This is a genomic window from Streptomyces sp. yr375, assembly GCF_900110755.1.
GTDB lineage: Bacteria > Actinomycetota > Actinomycetes > Streptomycetales > Streptomycetaceae > Streptomyces.
The window spans coordinates 73,367-91,149 of the sequence record NZ_FOFF01000013.1 but is presented as its reverse complement, the minus strand read 5'-3'; the positions used below and the strand labels follow the sequence as shown (position 1 = coordinate 91,149).

14 protein-coding genes are annotated in these 17,783 nt (G+C 68.9%); 11 read left to right on the top strand and 3 right to left on the bottom strand.

Annotation, left to right across the window (positions count from 1 at the left end; translation table 11 throughout):
• The first annotated feature begins 60 nt into the window (after positions 1 to 60).
• The 11 genes from BMZ82_RS16095 (at position 61) to BMZ82_RS16045 (ending at position 13,917) form a co-directional block, all read left to right on the top strand.
• On the top strand, positions 61 to 447 hold the full coding sequence (locus BMZ82_RS16095) for a hypothetical protein (RefSeq protein ID WP_143098866.1): 387 nt from the start codon (positions 61 to 63) through the stop codon (positions 445 to 447).
• 90 nt (positions 448 to 537) lie between these two features.
• Positions 538 to 1,224, top strand: a complete 687-nt coding sequence (locus tag BMZ82_RS16090; protein WP_093776191.1) for a hypothetical protein — start codon at positions 538 to 540, stop codon at positions 1,222 to 1,224.
• Between the two features lie 340 nt (positions 1,225 to 1,564).
• A complete protein-coding gene (ngcE, locus tag BMZ82_RS16085) occupies positions 1,565 to 3,016 on the top strand; it encodes an N-acetylglucosamine/diacetylchitobiose ABC transporter substrate-binding protein (protein WP_093776189.1) in 1,452 nt (483 codons plus the stop codon).
• A gap of 45 nt (positions 3,017 to 3,061) precedes the next feature.
• A complete protein-coding gene (locus BMZ82_RS16080; protein WP_093776187.1) occupies positions 3,062 to 3,988 on the top strand; it encodes a carbohydrate ABC transporter permease in 927 nt (308 codons plus the stop codon).
• A gap of 2 nt (positions 3,989 to 3,990) precedes the next feature.
• Positions 3,991 to 4,935 (top strand): carbohydrate ABC transporter permease, encoded by a 945-nt coding sequence (locus BMZ82_RS16075; RefSeq protein WP_093776185.1) that lies wholly within the window; start codon positions 3,991 to 3,993, stop codon positions 4,933 to 4,935.
• A 371-nt stretch (positions 4,936 to 5,306) separates the two neighbouring features.
• Positions 5,307 to 6,506 (top strand): ROK family transcriptional regulator, encoded by a 1,200-nt coding sequence (locus BMZ82_RS16070; protein WP_093776183.1) that lies wholly within the window; start codon positions 5,307 to 5,309, stop codon positions 6,504 to 6,506.
• A gap of 122 nt (positions 6,507 to 6,628) precedes the next feature.
• Entirely contained in the window at positions 6,629 to 7,729 is a 1,101-nt protein-coding gene (locus tag BMZ82_RS16065) for a sugar ABC transporter substrate-binding protein (RefSeq protein ID WP_371271227.1), read from the top strand.
• A gap of 240 nt (positions 7,730 to 7,969) precedes the next feature.
• On the top strand, positions 7,970 to 8,758 hold the full coding sequence (locus BMZ82_RS16060) for an ATP-binding cassette domain-containing protein (protein WP_093776179.1): 789 nt from the start codon (positions 7,970 to 7,972) through the stop codon (positions 8,756 to 8,758).
• A complete protein-coding gene (locus BMZ82_RS16055) occupies positions 8,755 to 10,092 on the top strand; it encodes a sugar ABC transporter permease (RefSeq protein WP_093776177.1) in 1,338 nt (445 codons plus the stop codon). The genes BMZ82_RS16060 and BMZ82_RS16055 overlap by 4 nt, the downstream gene beginning before the upstream one ends.
• 230 nt (positions 10,093 to 10,322) lie before the next feature.
• Positions 10,323 to 12,248: a 1-deoxy-D-xylulose-5-phosphate synthase gene (gene dxs / locus BMZ82_RS16050; protein WP_093776175.1), complete on the top strand. Its 1,926-nt coding sequence runs from the start codon at positions 10,323 to 10,325 to the stop codon at positions 12,246 to 12,248.
• 160 nt (positions 12,249 to 12,408) lie between these two features.
• The gene (locus tag BMZ82_RS16045; RefSeq protein ID WP_093776173.1) at positions 12,409 to 13,917 is read left to right on the top strand and encodes an amino acid permease; all 1,509 of its coding nucleotides are present in this window, start codon (positions 12,409 to 12,411) and stop codon (positions 13,915 to 13,917) included.
• A gap of 19 nt (positions 13,918 to 13,936) precedes the next feature.
• Here BMZ82_RS16045 and BMZ82_RS16040 read toward each other — a convergent pair whose 3' ends face one another.
• From BMZ82_RS16040 to BMZ82_RS16030, 3 genes are all read right to left on the bottom strand, one after another.
• Positions 13,937 to 14,320: a PIN domain-containing protein gene (locus tag BMZ82_RS16040; protein WP_093776171.1), complete on the bottom strand. Its 384-nt coding sequence runs from the start codon at positions 14,318 to 14,320 to the stop codon at positions 13,937 to 13,939.
• Positions 14,321 to 14,404: 84 nt separating this feature from the next.
• A complete protein-coding gene (locus BMZ82_RS16035) occupies positions 14,405 to 16,531 on the bottom strand; it encodes a 3-hydroxyacyl-CoA dehydrogenase NAD-binding domain-containing protein (protein WP_093776169.1) in 2,127 nt (708 codons plus the stop codon).
• Positions 16,528 to 17,748 (bottom strand): thiolase family protein, encoded by a 1,221-nt coding sequence (locus BMZ82_RS16030; RefSeq protein ID WP_093776167.1) that lies wholly within the window; start codon positions 17,746 to 17,748, stop codon positions 16,528 to 16,530. The genes BMZ82_RS16035 and BMZ82_RS16030 overlap by 4 nt, the downstream gene beginning before the upstream one ends.
• Between the last annotated feature and the right edge of the window lie 35 nt (positions 17,749 to 17,783).

Below are 17,783 nucleotides of genomic sequence, written 5' to 3'. Positions count from 1 at the left end.
GGCAGGAACCAGCCGGTTCTGGTTCCCACGGGAACTCTGTTCTCGGCGGTGAAACTCCCCGTGCGTCTACTGCTCGCCGTGCCCTGCCCGCAGCGGGCCCCTTCTCCGGCTCTCGACGAGTTCCTGCGTGAGGTTCTCGTGGACACCCCGGTCATCTGCGACCCGCGCGGCCTCAACTACTACGCGGTGGTACCCGCCAATCTGCCCGCGATGTGGCACAGGGCGGCGGCCGCGTGGCGCTATGTGGGAGTCGAGTGCCTGGGGCGTGACAGCTACGTCGGCGTGCCGCGACCAGACCACACCGGGTTCGACCCGCAGACGTACTCCTCGTACTGGGCGGTCCCGATGGCTGCGATGGGCCGACTCGGCGACGCCTCCGCCGTGGCACGGCTGATCGCCGCCGGATGCCACGGGCTCGACGAGGGGGTCAGCGATGCGCAGGCCTGACTGGCGCGTCGTGCTGTACATCGCCGTCCTGCTCGCGCTGGCCGCGGCCCTCGTATGGGGCATCGCCAACTCCGGCTGTCCGGAGGGGACATGACCCGCAGTCCGCTGTACTGGCGAGGCCTGCGCGTGCCGTGGATCGCGCCCTGGTCCGCCGAGGCCACTGGGAAACCGCCGATCGTGCCGCGCAGACGGGTCGGCCCGGGCATCGGCTACCAGGACGAGCACCACACCGACCGCCGTGACGACGTGCTGTGGATCCGGGTGCCGCTCACGCCCGGCCGCGGCACGCCGCACTTCGCCGGCGTGCATGCCCTGCGCCAGCGGCAGGCCATGGACCGTGACCTGTGCCAGGTGTGCGGCAGGTTGGCCGTCGGCGACCGCCCCGACGGCCGGGTGCTCTTCCTGATGCACTCCGCCTCGGGACGCCCCGTCAGCGAAGGCGAGCTGACGGCGGCTCCGCCCGTCCACGAGGCGTGCGCACGGGAAGCCGTCCTGGAGTGCCCGCATCTGCGGCGCGGGTGGACCGCGGCGCTCGTCAAGCACACACCGGCCTGGGGCGTCGCAGGCATCCTCTACCAGCCCAGAACCCTGCGGCCCCGCCCCACCTCGAGCGCCGACAGCGACGGCCTGGACCTCGTGTCGTACGAGGACGACGTACGGCTGCGGTGGGTCCTCGCCGCCCGCATGGTCGTGGCTCTCCACGGCGTCGAGGAAGTGGATGTCGCCTCGTTCGCAGGGTCTGCGGCACCGGCCGGCAGCAGGCCACCAGCATCCTGAGTTCCGCTACCGGCCCGAGCGTCGGCCAGGCCGGTAGCAGATCCGACGAGCCCCTGAGCGGCCCCGTCTTTCCGTCCCCCGAGGCGGCTGGGCGGGGCCTTTCCGCTCTCCGCCCGGACACCTGCCCTGTGATTTTCCGACAGGCAGCCCACCGCCCGGTCATATATCCATGAGGTCGCAACTCGGAAAAGACCGGCGGCCAACCGTGCATTCGATCTTGCTCCGTCGACCGGAAGTGGACTATACCTGTCGCGATCCATACGACTCTGCTTGACCTGACCGCGGTGCCGGGAAGGATTCGGTTCACCGCCTGAGTCCTGGAGAAGGCGAGGATGTGAGCATGGGATCCCACTCTGAGAAAAACAGCTCCGCGGGTGTCGGTCGCCGAGATCTGATCAAGAGGTCGGCGGCGCTCGGCCTGGTATCCGTCCCCGCGATGAGTTTTCTGTCCGCCTGTGCCAGCAGCGGCGGGGACGGCGGCGGGGAAAAGGCGAAGGCCGGTACGAAGACCGCCAAGAACCCCCTCGCGGTCAACGAGACCGCCCCGATGGAATTCGTTCTGTTCGACGGCGGTTTCGGCAAGGAATACGCCGAGGACGCCGTCAAGATCTACGAGAAGAACTTCCCCGGTGCGAAAGTGAAGTTCTCCGCCACCCAGAAGATCCAATCCACGCTTCAGCCCCGTTTCAACCAGGGCACCCCGCCCGACCTCATCGACAACTCCGGCGCCGAGCAGATGGACATGGGCGTCCTGGTCGGCAAGAACCAGCTCGCCGACCTCACCCCGCTGCTCGACGCCCCCTCCTACGACGACCCCGGCAAGAAGGTCCGCGACACGCTGCGCCCCGGCATCGTCGAGATGGGCCAGTTCGACGGCGCCCCGGTCTGGATCATGTACTACGCCTACACCGTGTACGGCGTCTGGTACTCGCGCAAGGCCCTCGACTCGCTCGACGCCACGTACCCCGAGACCTGGGACGAGATGCTCGCGGTCTGCGCGAAGGCCAAGAAGAAGGGCATGGCCGGGTGGACGTACGCGGGCAAGTACCCGTACTACCTGCCCTTCTCGCTGTACCCGATGATCGGCAAGGTCGGCGGCCGCGAGGTCCTCGACGCCATCGACAATCTTGAGCCGAACGCCTGGAAGAACCCGGCGGTCAAGGCGTGTTTCGAGGCCTACTACGAGCTGTACAAGAAGGGGTACGTCCTCCAGGGCACCCCGGGTCTTGACCACATCCAGTCGCAGACCGCGTGGGCCAAGGGCAAGGCCCTGTTCCTCCCCAACGGCTCCTGGGTGGAGAACGAGTCGGCGAACGTCATCCCCGCCGGCTTCGACCTGGCCGTCTCCGCACCGACCGGCATCGACTCCTCCGACAAGCTGCCCTTCGGCACCATCTGGGCCTCCGGCGGCGAGCCGTTCGTCGTACCGGCCAAGGCGGCGAACACGCCGGGCGGCATGGAGCAACTGCGCATCATGCTCGGCGAGGCGTCGTCCAGGAATTTCACCGCCAAGGTCAAGTCGCTGACCGCCTACAACGGCGGCACCGACGGCATCACCCTCACCCCGGGACTGAAGTCGGGGGTCGCGGCGCTGGACAAGGCGGGCGGCAACGTGGTGAATCCGCGACTGCAGGACTGGTATGTGCAGTTGCAGAAGGAGAAGATCGGCGTGTCCGGTCTCGGCGAGATGATGGCCGGCCGGCTCACCCCCGCCGAGGCGATCAAGAAGATCCAGGGATACGCCGACGCGACGGCCAAGGACACGAACATCAAGCATTACAAGCACCAGTGACGACGAGAATTACGGCGCACTGTCCATAAAAGCACCGGAGTGGCGATGCAGCACGGCAAGTACCGGTTCATCGTGGGGTTTTTGGCGCTGCCCCTGGGGCTGTACGCGCTCTTCGTGGTGTGGCCGTTCATCCAGTCCATCTATTACTCGTTCACGGACTGGACCGGCCTGAGCCCCGAATTCAGGATGGTCGGCCTGGACAATTACCGGAGGATGCTGGACGACGACGTCTTCTGGAAATCCTTGCGGCACAGCCTGCTGTTCGCGATCGTGCTGCCGCTGGTGACGATCTGTCTGGCGCTGTTCTTCGCCTTCATGATCAATGCCGGCGGCCGTAGGAGGAAGGGCGGCCCGGTCGTCTCCGGCGTCCGGGGCTCCTCCTTCTACAAGATCGTGTACTTCTTCCCACAGGTGCTGTCGATCGCGATCGTCGCGCTGCTGTTCGCCTTCGCGTACAACCCGGACAGCGGGGCGATCAACTCGTTCCTGCGGGGGATCGGCCTGGACGGCGTCCAGCCCCTCTGGCTCGGCGACCCGGACCTCGCGCTGTGGTGTGTGATGGCGGTGCTCGTCTGGTCCACGGTCGGCTTCTTCGTGGTCCTGTTCTCGGCGGGCATGGCCGCCATCCCGGCCGACCTGTACGAGGCCGCGCTGCTGGACGGCGCGGGCCGGGCCGCGACGTTCTTCCGCGTCACCCTGCCCCTGCTCTGGGACACCGTGCAGTCGGGCTGGGTCTACCTGGGCATCCTCGCGCTCGGCGCCGAGTCGTTCGCAGTCGTACAGATCATGACGACCGGACCAGGCGGCCCCGACTACTCGACGACCGTCATGGTCCTGTACGTGTACCAGAAGGCGTTCCGGGACGGTCAGGCCGCCTACGCCACCACCATCGGCGTCGCCCTGCTCGTCGTGACGCTGGCCTTCGCCGCGGTCGTGATGCGACTGGGCCGGCGCGAGCGGCTGGAGTACTGACGATGAAGACGACACAGACCCCCGCCCCCCTGCCGGCCGAACCCGGCCCCGGCGTTCCCGTCACGAAGGTCGACCCGCCCTCCGGAAAGCAGCCGCCCCGGGAGACGAAACCGGAGGGACCGCGGGGAAAGGTCCTCGACGTCTTCTCCCACGGGATCCTGGTCCTCTGGGCGATCATGGTCGTACTGCCGCTGCTCTGGGCGGTGATGACGTCCTTCAAGGACGACAGCGCCATCTTCGGCTCGCCCTGGTCGCTGCCGCACACGCTGCACTTCGACAACTGGTCGCGGGCCTGGACCGAGGCCAACATGAGCGACTACTTCCTCAACACCGTTGTGGTGGTGGGCGGTTCACTCATCGGCACGCTGGTCCTCGGCTCCATGGCGGCCTATGTCCTCGCGCGCTTCGACTTCCCGGGCAACCGCTTCATCTACTTCCTCTTCATCGGCGGCATGAGCTTCCCGATCATGCTGGCGCTGGTCCCGCTGTTCTACGTCGTGAACAACATGGGCCTGCTGAACTCCCTGCCCGGCCTGATCCTCGTCTACATCGCGTACTCGCTGCCGTTCACGGTGTTCTTCCTGACGGCGTTCTTCCGCACGCTGCCGACGTCGGTGGCGGAGGCGGCCTTCGTGGACGGCGCCTCGCACAGCCGTACGTTCTTCCAGATCATGCTGCCCATGGCCAGGCCCGGTCTGATCAGCGTCGGCATCTTCAACTTCCTGGGCCAGTGGAACCAGTACATGCTGCCCACGGTCCTCAACACCGACCCCGACAAACGCGTCCTCACCCAGGGACTGGTCCAACTGGCCGTCAGCCAGGGCTACAAGGGTGACTGGTCGGGCCTCTTCGCGGGACTGGTGATGGCGATGCTGCCGGTACTGGCCGCGTACGTCGTCTTCCAGCGGCAGGTGGTGCAGGGACTGACCGCGGGCGCGCTGAAGTAGCCCCAGCAGCCACGCGTCCGGAGCACGGACAGAGCACGGGCGGCGCGCCCGCCCGCCGGGACGCTCCTCCTCCTTCTCCTTCTCGGGCCGACCGATCTCGCCTTCACTACCTGGCCCCGCCCCCACCGCGCCCTCACTGCGCCCCGCCCACCCCAGCCCCGCCCGCTCTCGCCCACCGCGTTCCGCGACACCCCGCACATGCCCCTATACGCCCCGCAACCACCGCCCCGGCCACCCCCTGTGTCTCTCTGCAACCACGCGGATACCGTTCAACCTCTTGACGGGAGGCGACCCGAACAGCTCAGCTTAGAGTTCACTAGTTGGACATGGACGGGGCTTCATCGAAGCGGTCCCGCGCGCAGGAGGTCGTCGTGGAGACTCCCGGGTCGCAGTCGTCGCTGCACCGAGCCAACCTGGAGCGAGTCGTGCGTGCCGTGCGGCTGGCGGGGTCCCTCACGCAGGCGGAGATCGCCCGGACGACCGGTCTGTCCGCCGCGACCGTCTCCAACATCGTGCGCGAACTGAAGGACGGCGGCACGGTCGAGGTGACGCCCACCTCGGCCGGTGGACGCAGGGCCCGCAGCGTCAGTCTCAGCGGCGACGCCGGCATCGTCATAGGGGTCGATTTCGGCCACACCCACCTGCGCGTCGCCGTGGGCAACCTGGCCCACCAGGTCCTCGCCGAGGAGTCCGAGCCGCTCGATGTGGACGCCTCCTCGACGCAAGGGTTCGACCGTGCGGAGCAACTGGTCACCCGGTTGATCGAAGCCACCGGGGTGGATCGTACGAAGGTGGCGGGAGTCGGTCTCGGCGTCCCCGGACCGATCGAACTGGAGTCCGGCACGCTCGGTTCCTCCGCCATCCTGCCCGGCTGGATCGGCACCAGACCGGCCGAGGAGATGCGGGCCCGGCTCGGCGTTGCTGTACATGTGGACAACGACGCGAACCTCGGAGCTCTCGGCGAGATGGTCTGGGGCAGCGGCCGGGGCGTTCGTGATCTTGCTTACATCAAGGTCGCGAGCGGTGTCGGGGCCGGTCTGGTGATCGATGGCAAGATCTACCGCGGGCCCGGCGGAACCGCAGGAGAAATCGGACATATTACACTTGACGAATCCGGCCCCGTCTGCCGCTGTGGAAACCGGGGCTGCCTGGAGACCTTCACGGCCGCGCGCTATGTGCTGCCGCTCCTCCAGTCCAGCCACGGCACGGATCTCACGATGGAAGGCGTCGTGCGGCTGGCGAGGGAAGGAGACCCGGGCTGTCGTCGGGTGATCGCCGACGTAGGCCGACACATCGGAAGTGGAGTGGCCAATCTCTGCAACCTGCTGAACCCGAGCCGAGTGGTCCTGGGCGGTGATCTCGCCGAGGCCGGTGAGCTGGTGCTCGGTCCGATAAGAGAGTCCGTCGGCCGCTATGCGATCCCGAGTGCGGCGCGTCAACTCACCGTTCTCCCAGGGGCACTTGGGGGTCGTGCGGAGGTACTGGGAGCGCTCGCTCTCGCGCTGAGCGAGATGGGCGATTCCACCCTTTTGGACGGCACCCTGCACGCAGCGACACCCGCCTTCACTTAGAGAACGAATGAGACGTTGCCATCTCGTTAAGTATTTACTTCTTGACGTCGCACGTGTGGCCGAGTTGACTTCCAGCCACCTCGGCCGCAGCGCTGCGGCCCTGTCAGGGAGGCACACCCCAAATGAACGCAACGATGCGTAGAGTCGTGATCGGCGCCACCGCCGTGTCCATGGCGTTGTCGATCGCCGCTTGCGGCAAGGCCGGCGACGACAAGGCCAGCGACTCCGGCAGCAGCGGCTCGGGCGGCAAGTCCATCGGCCTGCTGCTGCCCGACAGCGTCACCGCGCGGTACGAGAAGTTCGACAAGCCGTACTTCGACGCCAAGGTCAAGGCGCTGTGCTCGGACTGCCAGCTCGAGTACGCGAACGCCGCCGCCGACCCCGCCAAGCAGGCGCAGCAGGTCAGCAACATGGTCACCAAGGGCGTGAAGGTCATCGTGATCTCCGCCCAGGACTCCGCCGCGATCAAGTCGTCGATCCAGTCCGCGGTGGCCAAGGGCGTCAAGGTCGTCGCGTACGACCGCCTCGCCCAGGGCCCCGTCAGCGCCTACGTCTCCTTCGACAACGTCAAGGTCGGCGAGCTCCAGGGCCAGGCCCTGCTCGACGCCCTCGGCGCCAAGGCGACCACCGCGTCGAAGATCGTCATGATCAACGGTGACGACGCCGACCCGAACGCCGCCCAGTTCAAGCAGGGCGCGCACAAGGTCCTCGACGGCAAGGTCACCATCGCCTACGAGCAGTCCGGCCTGTGGAAGGACACCGTCGCGGCCCAGAAGATGTCGGCGGCCATCACCCAGCTCGGCGCCAAGAACATCGCCGGCGTCTACGCCGCCAACGACGGCATGGCCGGTGGCATCGCCAACACCCTCAAGGGTGCGAAGATCAGCGGCATCCCGCTGACCGGCCAGGACGCCGAACTCGCCGCCATCCAGCGGATCGTCGCCGGCACCCAGTCGGCCACGGTCTACAAGGCCTACAAGCCGGAGGCCGAGACCGCCGCCCAGCTCGCCGTCAACCTGCTGGAGGGCAAGGACATCAAGTCCCTGGCCACCACCACGCTGACCAGCGGCTCCGGCGACAAGGTGCCCTCGCAACTGCTGACCCCGGTGTCGGTCACCAAGGCCAACATCAAGGACACGGTGGTCAAGGACGGTCTGTACACCGTCGCGGACATCTGCACCCCCGAGTACGCAGCCGCCTGCAAGGCCGCCGGCCTTCAGTAGGCACCCGGCCGACATGGCCCCGCGAGACCTGTCCGACGCCCGCCCCACCTTCACACCCCGCTGCCGGGGCGGGCGTCGGACGGAACCGTTGCCGAGCGCAGCGGATTCGCGCATGTTCGGCTTGTAAACCTCGTGTCTTGTAAACCTCGTGCTCGACGTCGCGTGCCCACGCCCGTCGCGCACATCCCTCCGCGCCTGATCTCTGCGCGCGGCATCCCCGCCGGTCAGGCGGCGAAGGAGATGGTTCACGTGTCCGCTACGCCCGTGCTGGCGTTGCGCGGAGTCTCCAAGCGATTCGGTGCGGTGCAGGCACTCACCGACGTCGAGCTGGAGGTTCACGCCGGAGAAGTGGTCGCCCTGGTGGGCGACAACGGCGCAGGAAAGTCCACCCTGGTCAAGACGATCGCGGGTGTCCACCCCATCGATGAGGGCGTCATCGAGTGGGAGGGCAAGCCGGTCAGCATCACCAGGCCGCACGACGCCCAGGGACTCGGCGTCGCGACCGTCTACCAGGATCTCGCCCTGTGCGACAACCTCGACGTGGTCGGCAACCTCTACCTCGGACGCGAGCTGCTGCACCGCGGCGTCATCGACGAGGTGACGATGGAGAAGAACTCCCGGGAGCTGCTGTCCACGCTCTCCATCCGGATCCCGAGCGTCCGCATCCCGATCGCGAGCCTCTCCGGCGGTCAGCGCCAGGTCGTCGCCATCGCCCGCGCGCTGATCGGCGAGCCGAAGGTCGTCATCCTCGACGAGCCGACCGCCGCCCTCGGCGTCGAGCAGACCGCGCAGGTCCTCGACCTGGTCGAGCGGCTGCGTGAGCGCAACCTCGGTGTCATCCTCATCAGCCACAACATGGCCGACGTCAAGGCGGTCGCGGACACCGTCGCCGTCCTGCGCCTGGGCAAGAACAACGGCTCCTTCCCGGTGAAGGACACCAGCCACGAAGAGATCATCGCCGCGATCACGGGTGCCACGGACAACGCCGTGACCCGTCGTGCGGGGCGCACCGCGGAGGCGGCAAAGTGAGCGACACGTCGAAGACCGTGAAGAGTGACTCCTCGAAGCCCGAGGGCTTCGACGAGGACCAGGCGACGGTGGCGCCCGCGGACGACCCCACGGCCGCCGGAGTCTCCGTCGTCGACCCGCGCCTGCTGGTCCGCGAAGAGGGCCTCAAGGGCTACGTCACCGAGTTCAAGCGCAAGGTCAAGGGCGGTGAGCTGGGCCAGATCCCGGTCGTCATCGGCCTGATCATCATCTGGACCATCTTCCAGCTCCAGAACGACCGCTTCCTGAGCGCCGACAACCTCTCCAACATCAGCTACTTCCTCTCGGCCACCGGCATGCTCGCCATCGGCCTGGTGTTCGTGCTGCTGCTCGGCGAGATCGACCTGTCGGTCGGTTCCGTCAGCGGTCTGGGGTCCGCGCTGTTCGCCGTGTTCGTGGTGGACCACGGCATGGGTGCCTGGCTCGCGCTGGTGCTGGCGATCCTCACCGGCATCGGGATCGGCGCCCTGCAAGGGTGGTTCTTCGCGAGGATCGGCGTACCGGCCTTCGTAGTGACCCTGGCCGGCTTCCTCGGCTGGAACGGTCTGATGCTGTGGCTGCTGGGCTCCAGCGGCACGATCAACCTGCCGTCGGACTCCGGCCCGATCCACCTGCTCGGCCAGAACTCCTTCTTCATGGACCAGGCCATCATCGGCGCGTACATCCTGGCCGGTCTCGCCGTCGTGCTGTCCGCGGTCGGCAACTTCGGCGAGCAGCGCCGGCGCCGGGCGGCGGGCGTGCCGTTCCGCGCGACCAGCGAGATCCTGCTGCGCGTCGGCCTGCTGGCCCTCGCCTCGTTCGCGTCGGCCGCCGTGCTGAACAACGCGTCCGGTGTCTCCAACGCGCTGGTGATCTTCCTGGCGGCGCTGGTGATCGTGGACTTCGTGCTGCGTCGTACGCGCTACGGCCGCAAGGTGTTCGCGGTCGGCGGCGGCATCGAGGCCGCCCGCCGCGCCGGTATCAACGTGCCGATGATCCGCATCACCGTGTTCGCCATCTCCGGCGGCTTCGCGGCGCTGGGCGGCATGTTCTTCGCCGGTCAGACCGCGGGCGCTTCGCTGAGCGCCGGTGGCGGCAACACGCTGATGCTCGCCATCGCGGCGGCCGTCATCGGCGGCACCAGCCTCTTCGGCGGTCGCGGCACCGTCTGGTCCGCCCTCCTGGGCATGCTGGTCATCCAGTCCATCCAGACCGGTCTCGACCTGCTGAACATGAACACCTCGATCCAGTACATGATCACCGGCGGCGTGCTCCTCGGCGCGGTCGTCATCGACTCCGTCTCCCGCAGGAGCCAGAAGGCCGCCGGTCGCGGCTAGGACCGCTGCCGGTCCGTCAGGTGACCCTCTGTGCCCGGTGTCCGTTCGGATGCCGGGCACAGTCGTTCCCATGTTTCCCGGCCGAAGTCGTGTCATAGGAAGGGCCCATTGTGGGTACGGCCGTTCGCGTGACCTATGACGCATGGGCCGGAGTCCGTCCGCCGGGGCGGAACATTAGACTCGACGAGCCCGGCAACAGCTCGATCAGCTCTTACTGCAAGGAGGCACGGGTGCCGCTGCTGACCCGCATCAGGGGACCGCGCGATCTGGACCGGCTCAGCCCGGAGGAGCTCGACCAGCTTGCCGAGGAGATCCGGACCTTCCTCGTCGACGCCGTGTCCAAGACCGGTGGCCACCTCGGCCCCAACCTCGGTGTGGTCGAGCTCACCATCGCCCTGCACCGGGTCTTCGAGTCCCCCAAGGACAAGGTGCTGTGGGACACCGGCCACCAGTCCTACGTGCACAAACTGCTCACGGGCCGGCAGGACTTCTCGCGGCTGAAGATGAAGGGCGGCCTCTCCGGCTACCCCTCGCAGGGCGAGTCCGAGCACGACGTCATCGAGAACAGCCACGCCTCCACCGTCCTCGGCTGGGCCGACGGCCTCGCGAAGGCCAACCAGATCCTGAAACGCGACGACCACGTGGTCGCCGTCATCGGTGACGGGGCGCTCACCGGCGGCATGGCCTGGGAGGCGCTGAACAACATCGCCGACGGGGACCGCCCGCTGGTGATCGTCGTCAACGACAACGAGCGCTCCTACGCGCCGACCATCGGCGGCCTCGCCAACCACCTCGCCACCCTCCGCACCACGGACGGCTACGAGCGTTTCCTCGCCCGCGGCAAGGACCTGCTGGAGCGCACCCCGGTCGTCGGCAGGCCGCTCTACGAGACCCTGCACGGCGCGAAGAAGGGCCTGAAGGACTTCATCGCCCCGCAGGGCATGTTCGAGGACCTCGGCCTGAAGTACGTCGGCCCGATCGACGGCCACGACATCGAGGCCCTGGAGTCCGCCCTCGCCCGCGCCAAGCGCTTCGGCGGCCCGGTGATCGTGCACTGCCTCACCGAGAAGGGCCGCGGCTACCAGCCCGCCCTCCAGGACGAGGCGGACCGCTTCCACGGCATCGGCCCCATCCACCCCGACACCGGCCTGCCGGTCAAGGCCTCCGGCGCCGACTGGACGTCCGTCTTCGGCGACGAGATGGTCGCGCTCGGCAAGGAGCGCGAGGACATCGTCGCGATCACGGCGGCGATGCTCCAGCCGGTCGGCCTGAAGAAGTTCGCGGACGCCTTCCCGCACCGCATCTACGACGTCGGCATCGCCGAGCAGCACGCCGCCGTCTCCGCCGCGGGCCTGGCCACCGGCGGGCTGCACCCGGTGTTCGCGGTGTACGCCACCTTCCTCAACCGCGCCTTCGACCAGGTGCTGATGGACGTCGCCCTGCACAAGTGCGGTGTGACGTTCGTACTGGACCGGGCCGGTGTCACCGGCACGGACGGCGCCTCCCACAACGGCATGTGGGACATGTCGATCCTCCAGGTCGTCCCGGGCCTCAGGCTCGCCGCCCCACGCGACGCCGACCAGGTCCGCGCCCAGCTCCGCGAGGCCGTCGAGGTCGAGGACGCGCCGACCGTCGTCCGCTTCTCCAAGGGCGCCGTCGGCCCCGCCGTACCGGCCGTGGGACGCGTCGGCGGCATGGACGTGCTGCGCGAGGCCGGCACCGACACGCCGGACGTGCTGCTGGTCTCCGTGGGCGCCCTCGCCCCGATGTGCCTGGAGATCGCGACCCTCCTCGACCGGCAGGGCATCACCACCACCGTCGTCGACCCGCGCTGGGTCAAGCCCGTCGACGAGGCCATGGCCCCGCTCGCCGACCGGCACCGCGTCGTCGTCACCGTCGAGGACAACTCCCGTGTCGGCGGCGTCGGTTCGGCCATCGCCCAGGCCCTGCGCGACGCGGGCGTCGACGTCCCGCTGCGTGACTTCGGCATCCCGCCGCGCTTCCTCGACCACGCCTCCCGCGCCGAGGTCATGACGGAGATCGGGCTCACCGCCCCCGACATCGCCCGCCAGGTCACCGGCCTCGTCTCCAAGCTCGACGGCAAGTACGGCAGCACGGCCGCCGAGGTCGACTCGGTCGAGCCCGCGCGCGACTGACCCGCGCGAGAGACCCGCACGACTGCTGCGGACGGGCCGGTTCCGCCACCTTCAAGGGTGGTGGAACCGGCCCGTTCGCGTGAATCCGCCCGCGCCGGGGCATACGTACCACGCCCCCTCTCGATCATGCCGAGGACGACACAGCGTGGGAGGTACACCCGTGAGCAGCACCCTCTTCCGGACGAAGAAGGTCGAGCAGTCCATCCTCGACACCGAGGAATCCGAGCACTCGCTCAGGAAGTCCCTGTCCGCGCTCGATCTGACCGTCTTCGGCGTCGGTGTCGTCATCGGCACCGGCATCTTCGTCCTCACCGGCACCGTCGCCAAGAACAACGCCGGCCCCGCCGTCGCCCTGGCCTTCATGGTGGCCGGTGTCGTCTGCGCGCTCGCGGCGCTCTGCTACGCCGAGTTCGCCTCCACCGTCCCGGTGGCGGGCTCCGCGTACACCTTCGCGTACGCCTCCCTCGGCGAGCTGCCCGCCTGGATCATCGGCTGGGACCTGGTCCTGGAGTTCGCGCTCGGCACGGCGGTGGTCGCCGTCGGCTGGTCCGGGTACATCGCCTCGCTGCTGGACAACGCGGGCTGGCATCTGCCGGCGGCGCTGAGCGGGCGGGAGGGCGCCGACGGCTTCGGCTTCGACATCCTCGCCGCCGCCCTCGTCCTGGTCCTCACCGCGATCCTGGTGGTCGGCACGAAGCTCTCCGCGCGGGTCACCTCCGTCGTGGTCGCCATCAAGGTGACCGTCGTGCTGACCGTGATCGTCGCGGGCGCCTTCCTCATCACCGGCGACAACTACGACCCGTTCATCCCCAAGGCACAGAAGGTTCCGGCGGGCGAGGGGCTGCACGCCCCGCTGATCCAGCTCATTTTCGGCTGGGCGCCGTCCAACTTCGGCGTGATGGGCATCTTCACCGCGGCGTCGGTCGTCTTCTTCGCGTTCATCGGCTTCGACGTGGTCGCCACCGCCGCCGAGGAGACCCGCAACCCGCAGCGGGACATGCCACGCGGCATCATCGGCTCCCTCATCATCTGTACGACGCTGTACGTCGCCGTGTCGATCGTCGTGACGGGTATGCAGAACTACAGGCAACTGTCCGTGGACGCCCCGCTCGCCGACGCGTTCAAGGCCACCGGCCACCCCTGGTTCGCCGGTTTCATCAGCTTCGGCGCGGCCGTCGGCCTGACGACGGTCTGCATGATCCTGCTGCTCGGCCAGACCCGGGTCTTCTTCGCGATGAGCCGCGACGGACTCCTGCCGCGCTTCTTCTCGCACGTCCACCCGCGGTTCAAGACCCCGCACCGGCCGACCATCCTGCTCGGCGTGATCATCGCGATCCTGGCCGGCTTCACCAGCCTCAGCGAACTCGCCGAACTGGTCAACATCGGCACGCTGTTCGCGTTCATCGTGGTCGCGATCGGCGTCGTCATCCTCCGCAGGAGCCGCCCCGACCTGCCCCGTTCGTTCCGTGCCCCGTGGGTGCCGGCCCTGCCGATCATCTCGGTGCTGGCCTCGCTGTGGCTGATGCTGAACCTGCCCGCCGAGACCTGGCTGCGGTTCGGCATCTGGATGGTCATCGGCGCCGCCGTCTACTTCCTGTACGGCCGCTCCCACAGCCGCCTCGGCCGGGCGCAGCAGGCGGCGGAGCAGACGCCGATCCCTCCGGCGTAGGGAGAAGCGGGGGAGGCGCTCAGCCCCGTACCGAGCGCGGGCCCGTGACGTCCGCGCCCAGTTCCGTCACCCGGCGGCGCAGCTCGCGGTCGGCGGTGACGACCAGACGGGGGCGATCGCCGGCGGCGGCGACCAGTTCGACGATCCGGTCGTCCCCGCTGCCGGGCGCCGCCTCCACCCGTACGCCGGGCACCGCCGCCACCCCACGGGCCGCGCCCTCGACCACGAGCACGATCTCCACGGCCCCGGAGTGCCCCGGCAGCCCGTCGGCGGCCAGCCGGTCCCGCAGCCGCTCGGCGGCCCCCCGCCGGTCCCGCCACCAGCCGTCGGGCACCGACCCGACGACATTCGCGCCGTCGACGATCACGAGCAGCGCGGCGGTGTCGTCAGGGGAGCCGTCCATGGCCCCAGGGTAGGGCAACGGCAAGAGGGCCCCCGCCGGTTGGCGGAGGCCCTCTTCACGAACGGTTCGCGACGGTTACGACGGTTACGCGGGCACCGACGCCACGCCCGGCGCCAGGAACTTCTTGCCGTTCACGCGCTCGGAGACACCCTCGCGGTCCAGGTACGGCGTGACGCCGCCCAGGTGGAAGGGCCAGCCCGCGCCCGTGATCAGGCAGAGGTCGATGTCCTGGGCCTCGGCGACGACGCCCTCGTCGAGCATCAGCCCGATCTCCTGCGCCACCGCGTCCAGGACGCGCGCCCGCACCTGCTCCTCGGTCAGGGCGGTGTCGCCCTGCTTCAGCAGCGCGGCGACCTCGGGGTCCAGCTCCGGCTTGCCGCTGTCGTAGACGTAGAAGCCGCGCTTGCCCGCCTTGACGACGGCCGCGAGGTTCGCGGAGACCGTGAAGCGGTCCGGGAAGGCCCGGTTGAGGGTCTCCGAGACGTGCAGACCGATCGCCGGACCGACCAGCTCCAGCAGGACCAGCGGGGACATCGGCAGGCCGAGCGGCTCCACCGCCTTCTCCGCGACCGCGACCGGGGTGCCCTCGTCGATGACGTTCTGCACCTCGCCCATGAAGCGGGTCAGCACGCGGTTGACGACGAACGCCGGGGCGTCCTTCACCAGGACGGCGGTCTTCTTCAGCTTCTTGGCGACGGCGAACGCGGTGGCCAGCGACGCGTCGTCGGTCTGCTCGCCGCGGACGATCTCCAGCAGCGGCAGGATCGCGACCGGGTTGAAGAAGTGGAAGCCCACGACCCGCTCGGGGTGCTTCAGCTTCGACGCCATCTCGGTGATCGACAGCGACGAGGTGTTGGTGGCGAGGATCGCGTGCGCCGGGGCGACCGCCTCGACCTCCGCGAACACCTGCTGCTTGACGCCGATCTCCTCGAACACGGCCTCGATGATGAAGTCCGCGTCCGCGAACCCCTCGGCCTTGTCGAGGACACCGCTCACCAGGGCCGTCAGCCGGTTGGCCTTGTCCTGGTTGATACGGCCCTTGCCGAGCAGCTTCTCGATCTCGGCGTGGACGTAGCCCACACCCTTGTCGACGCGCTCCTGGTCGATGTCCGTGAGGACGACCGGGACCTCCAGGCGGCGCAGGAAGAGCAGCGCGAGCTGCGAGGCCATCAGGCCCGCGCCCACCACGCCGACCTTGGTGACCGGGCGCGCCAGGTTCTTGTCCGGGGCGCCCGCCGGGCGCTTGCCGCGCTTCTGCACCAGGTTGAACGCGTAGATGCCGGAGCGCAGTTCGCCACCCATGATCAGGTCGGCGAGGGCGACGTCCTCGGCGTCGTAGCCCTGCTGGAGGTCGCCGTTCTTCGCGGCGGCGATGATGTCCAGCGCGCGGTACGCGGCCGGGGCCGCCCCGTGCACCTTGCCGTCCGCGACGGACCGGCCGCGCGCCACGGCCTCGTCCCAGGCGGCGCCGCGGTCGATCACCGGACGCTCGACCGTGACGTCGCCCTTGAGGACGCCCGCCGTCCAGATCAGCGACTGCTCAAGGAAGTCGACGCCGTCGAAGAGCGCGTCGGCGATCCCCAGGTCGAAGACCTGCTGGCCCTTGAGCTGCTTGTTCTGGTTGAGGCTGTTCTCGACGATCACCGAGACGGCCTTGTCGGCGCCGATCAGGTTCGGCAGCAGCGTGCAGCCGCCCCAGCCGGGGACCAGACCGAGGAAGACCTCGGGGAGGGAGAACGCGGGCAGCGCCTTCGACACGGTGCGGTACGTGCAGTGCAGACCGACCTCGACGCCGCCGCCCATCGCCGCGCCGTTGTAGTACCCGAAGGTCGGGACCGCGAGGCCCGACAGCCGCTTGAAGACCTCGTGGCCGCCCTTGCCGATGGCCAGCGCGTCCGGGTGCTCCTTGAGGAGCTCGACGCCCTTGAGGTCCGCGCCGACCGCGAAGATGAACGGCTTGCCGGTGACGCCCGCGCCGACGATCTCGCCCGCCGCGGCCTCCTTCTCGACCTGGTCGATCGCGGCGTCGAGGTTCGCGAGGGACTGCGGTCCGAAGGTGGTCGGCTTGGTGTGGTCCAGGCCGTTGTCCAGCGTGATCAGGGCGAAGCGGCCCGCGCCGGACGGCAGGTCCAGGTGGCGTACGTGCGCCTGAGTGACGACCTCGCCGGGGAACAACTCGGCCGCGCGCTTCAGGAGTTCGGTGGTGCTCACTTGTCGCCTCCGTCGAAGTGCGGGTTCTCCCAGATGACCGTCGCGCCCATGCCGAAGCCGACGCACATGGTCGTCAGGCCGTAGCGGACGTTCGGCTGCTCCTCGAACTGGCGGGCCAGTTGCGTCATCAGCCGGACGCCGGAGGAGGCCAGCGGGTGGCCGAAGGCGATCGCGCCGCCGTACTGGTTGACGCGCTCGTCGTCGTCCGCGATGCCGTAGTGGTCGAGGAAGGCCAGGACCTGGACGGCGAACGCCTCGTTGACCTCGAACAGGCCGATGTCGGAGATGGACAGTCCCGCCTGCGCGAGGGCCTTCTCCGTGGCCGGGATCGGGCCGTAGCCCATGACCTCCGGCTCGACGCCCGCGAAGGAGTACGCCACCAGGCGCATCTTCACCGGCAGGTCGTGCTCGCGCGCGAAGTCCTCGGACGCGATGAGGGAGGCGGTCGCGCCGTCGTTCAGACCGGCCGCGTTGCCGGCGGTGACCCGGCCGTGCACGCGGAACGGCGTCTTCAGCCCGGAGAGGTTCTCCAGGGTGGTGCCCGGGCGCATCGGCTCGTCGGCGGTGACCAGGCCCCAGCCCGTCTCACCGGCCTCCGCGTTCGTACGGCGCACCGAGATCGGCACCAGGTCGGCCTGGATCTTGCCGTCGGCGTACGCCTTGGCGGCCTTCTCCTGGGAGCGCACGGCGTACTCGTCGGCGCGCTGCTTGGTGATGTGCGGGTAGCGGTCGTGCAGGTTCTCCGCCGTCATGCCCATGAACAGGGCGGACTCGTCGACCAGCTTCTCGCTGACGAACCGCGGGTTGGGGTCCACGCCCTCACCCATCGGGTGGCGGCCCATGTGCTCGACACCGCCGGCGATGGCGATGTCGTACGCGCCGAAGGCCACGGACCCGGCGACCGTGGTGACCGCGGTCAGGGCGCCCGCGCACATGCGGTCGATCGAGTAACCGGGCACCGACGTCGGCAGCCCCGCGAGGATGCCGGCGGTGCGGCCGATGGTCAGGCCCTGGTCGCCGATCTGCGTGGTCGCGGCGATGGCGACCTCGTCGATCTTCGCGGGGTCGAGACCGGGGTTGCGGCGCAGCAGCTCCCGGATCGCCTTCACGACGAGGTCGTCGGCCCGGGTCTCGTGGTAGATGCCCTTCGGGCCCGCCTTGCCGAACGGGGTACGGACGCCGTCTACGAAGACGACGTCCCTGACGGTACGAGGCACGATGGCTCTCCTCCAGGTGCGGGGTGGCACTGCTG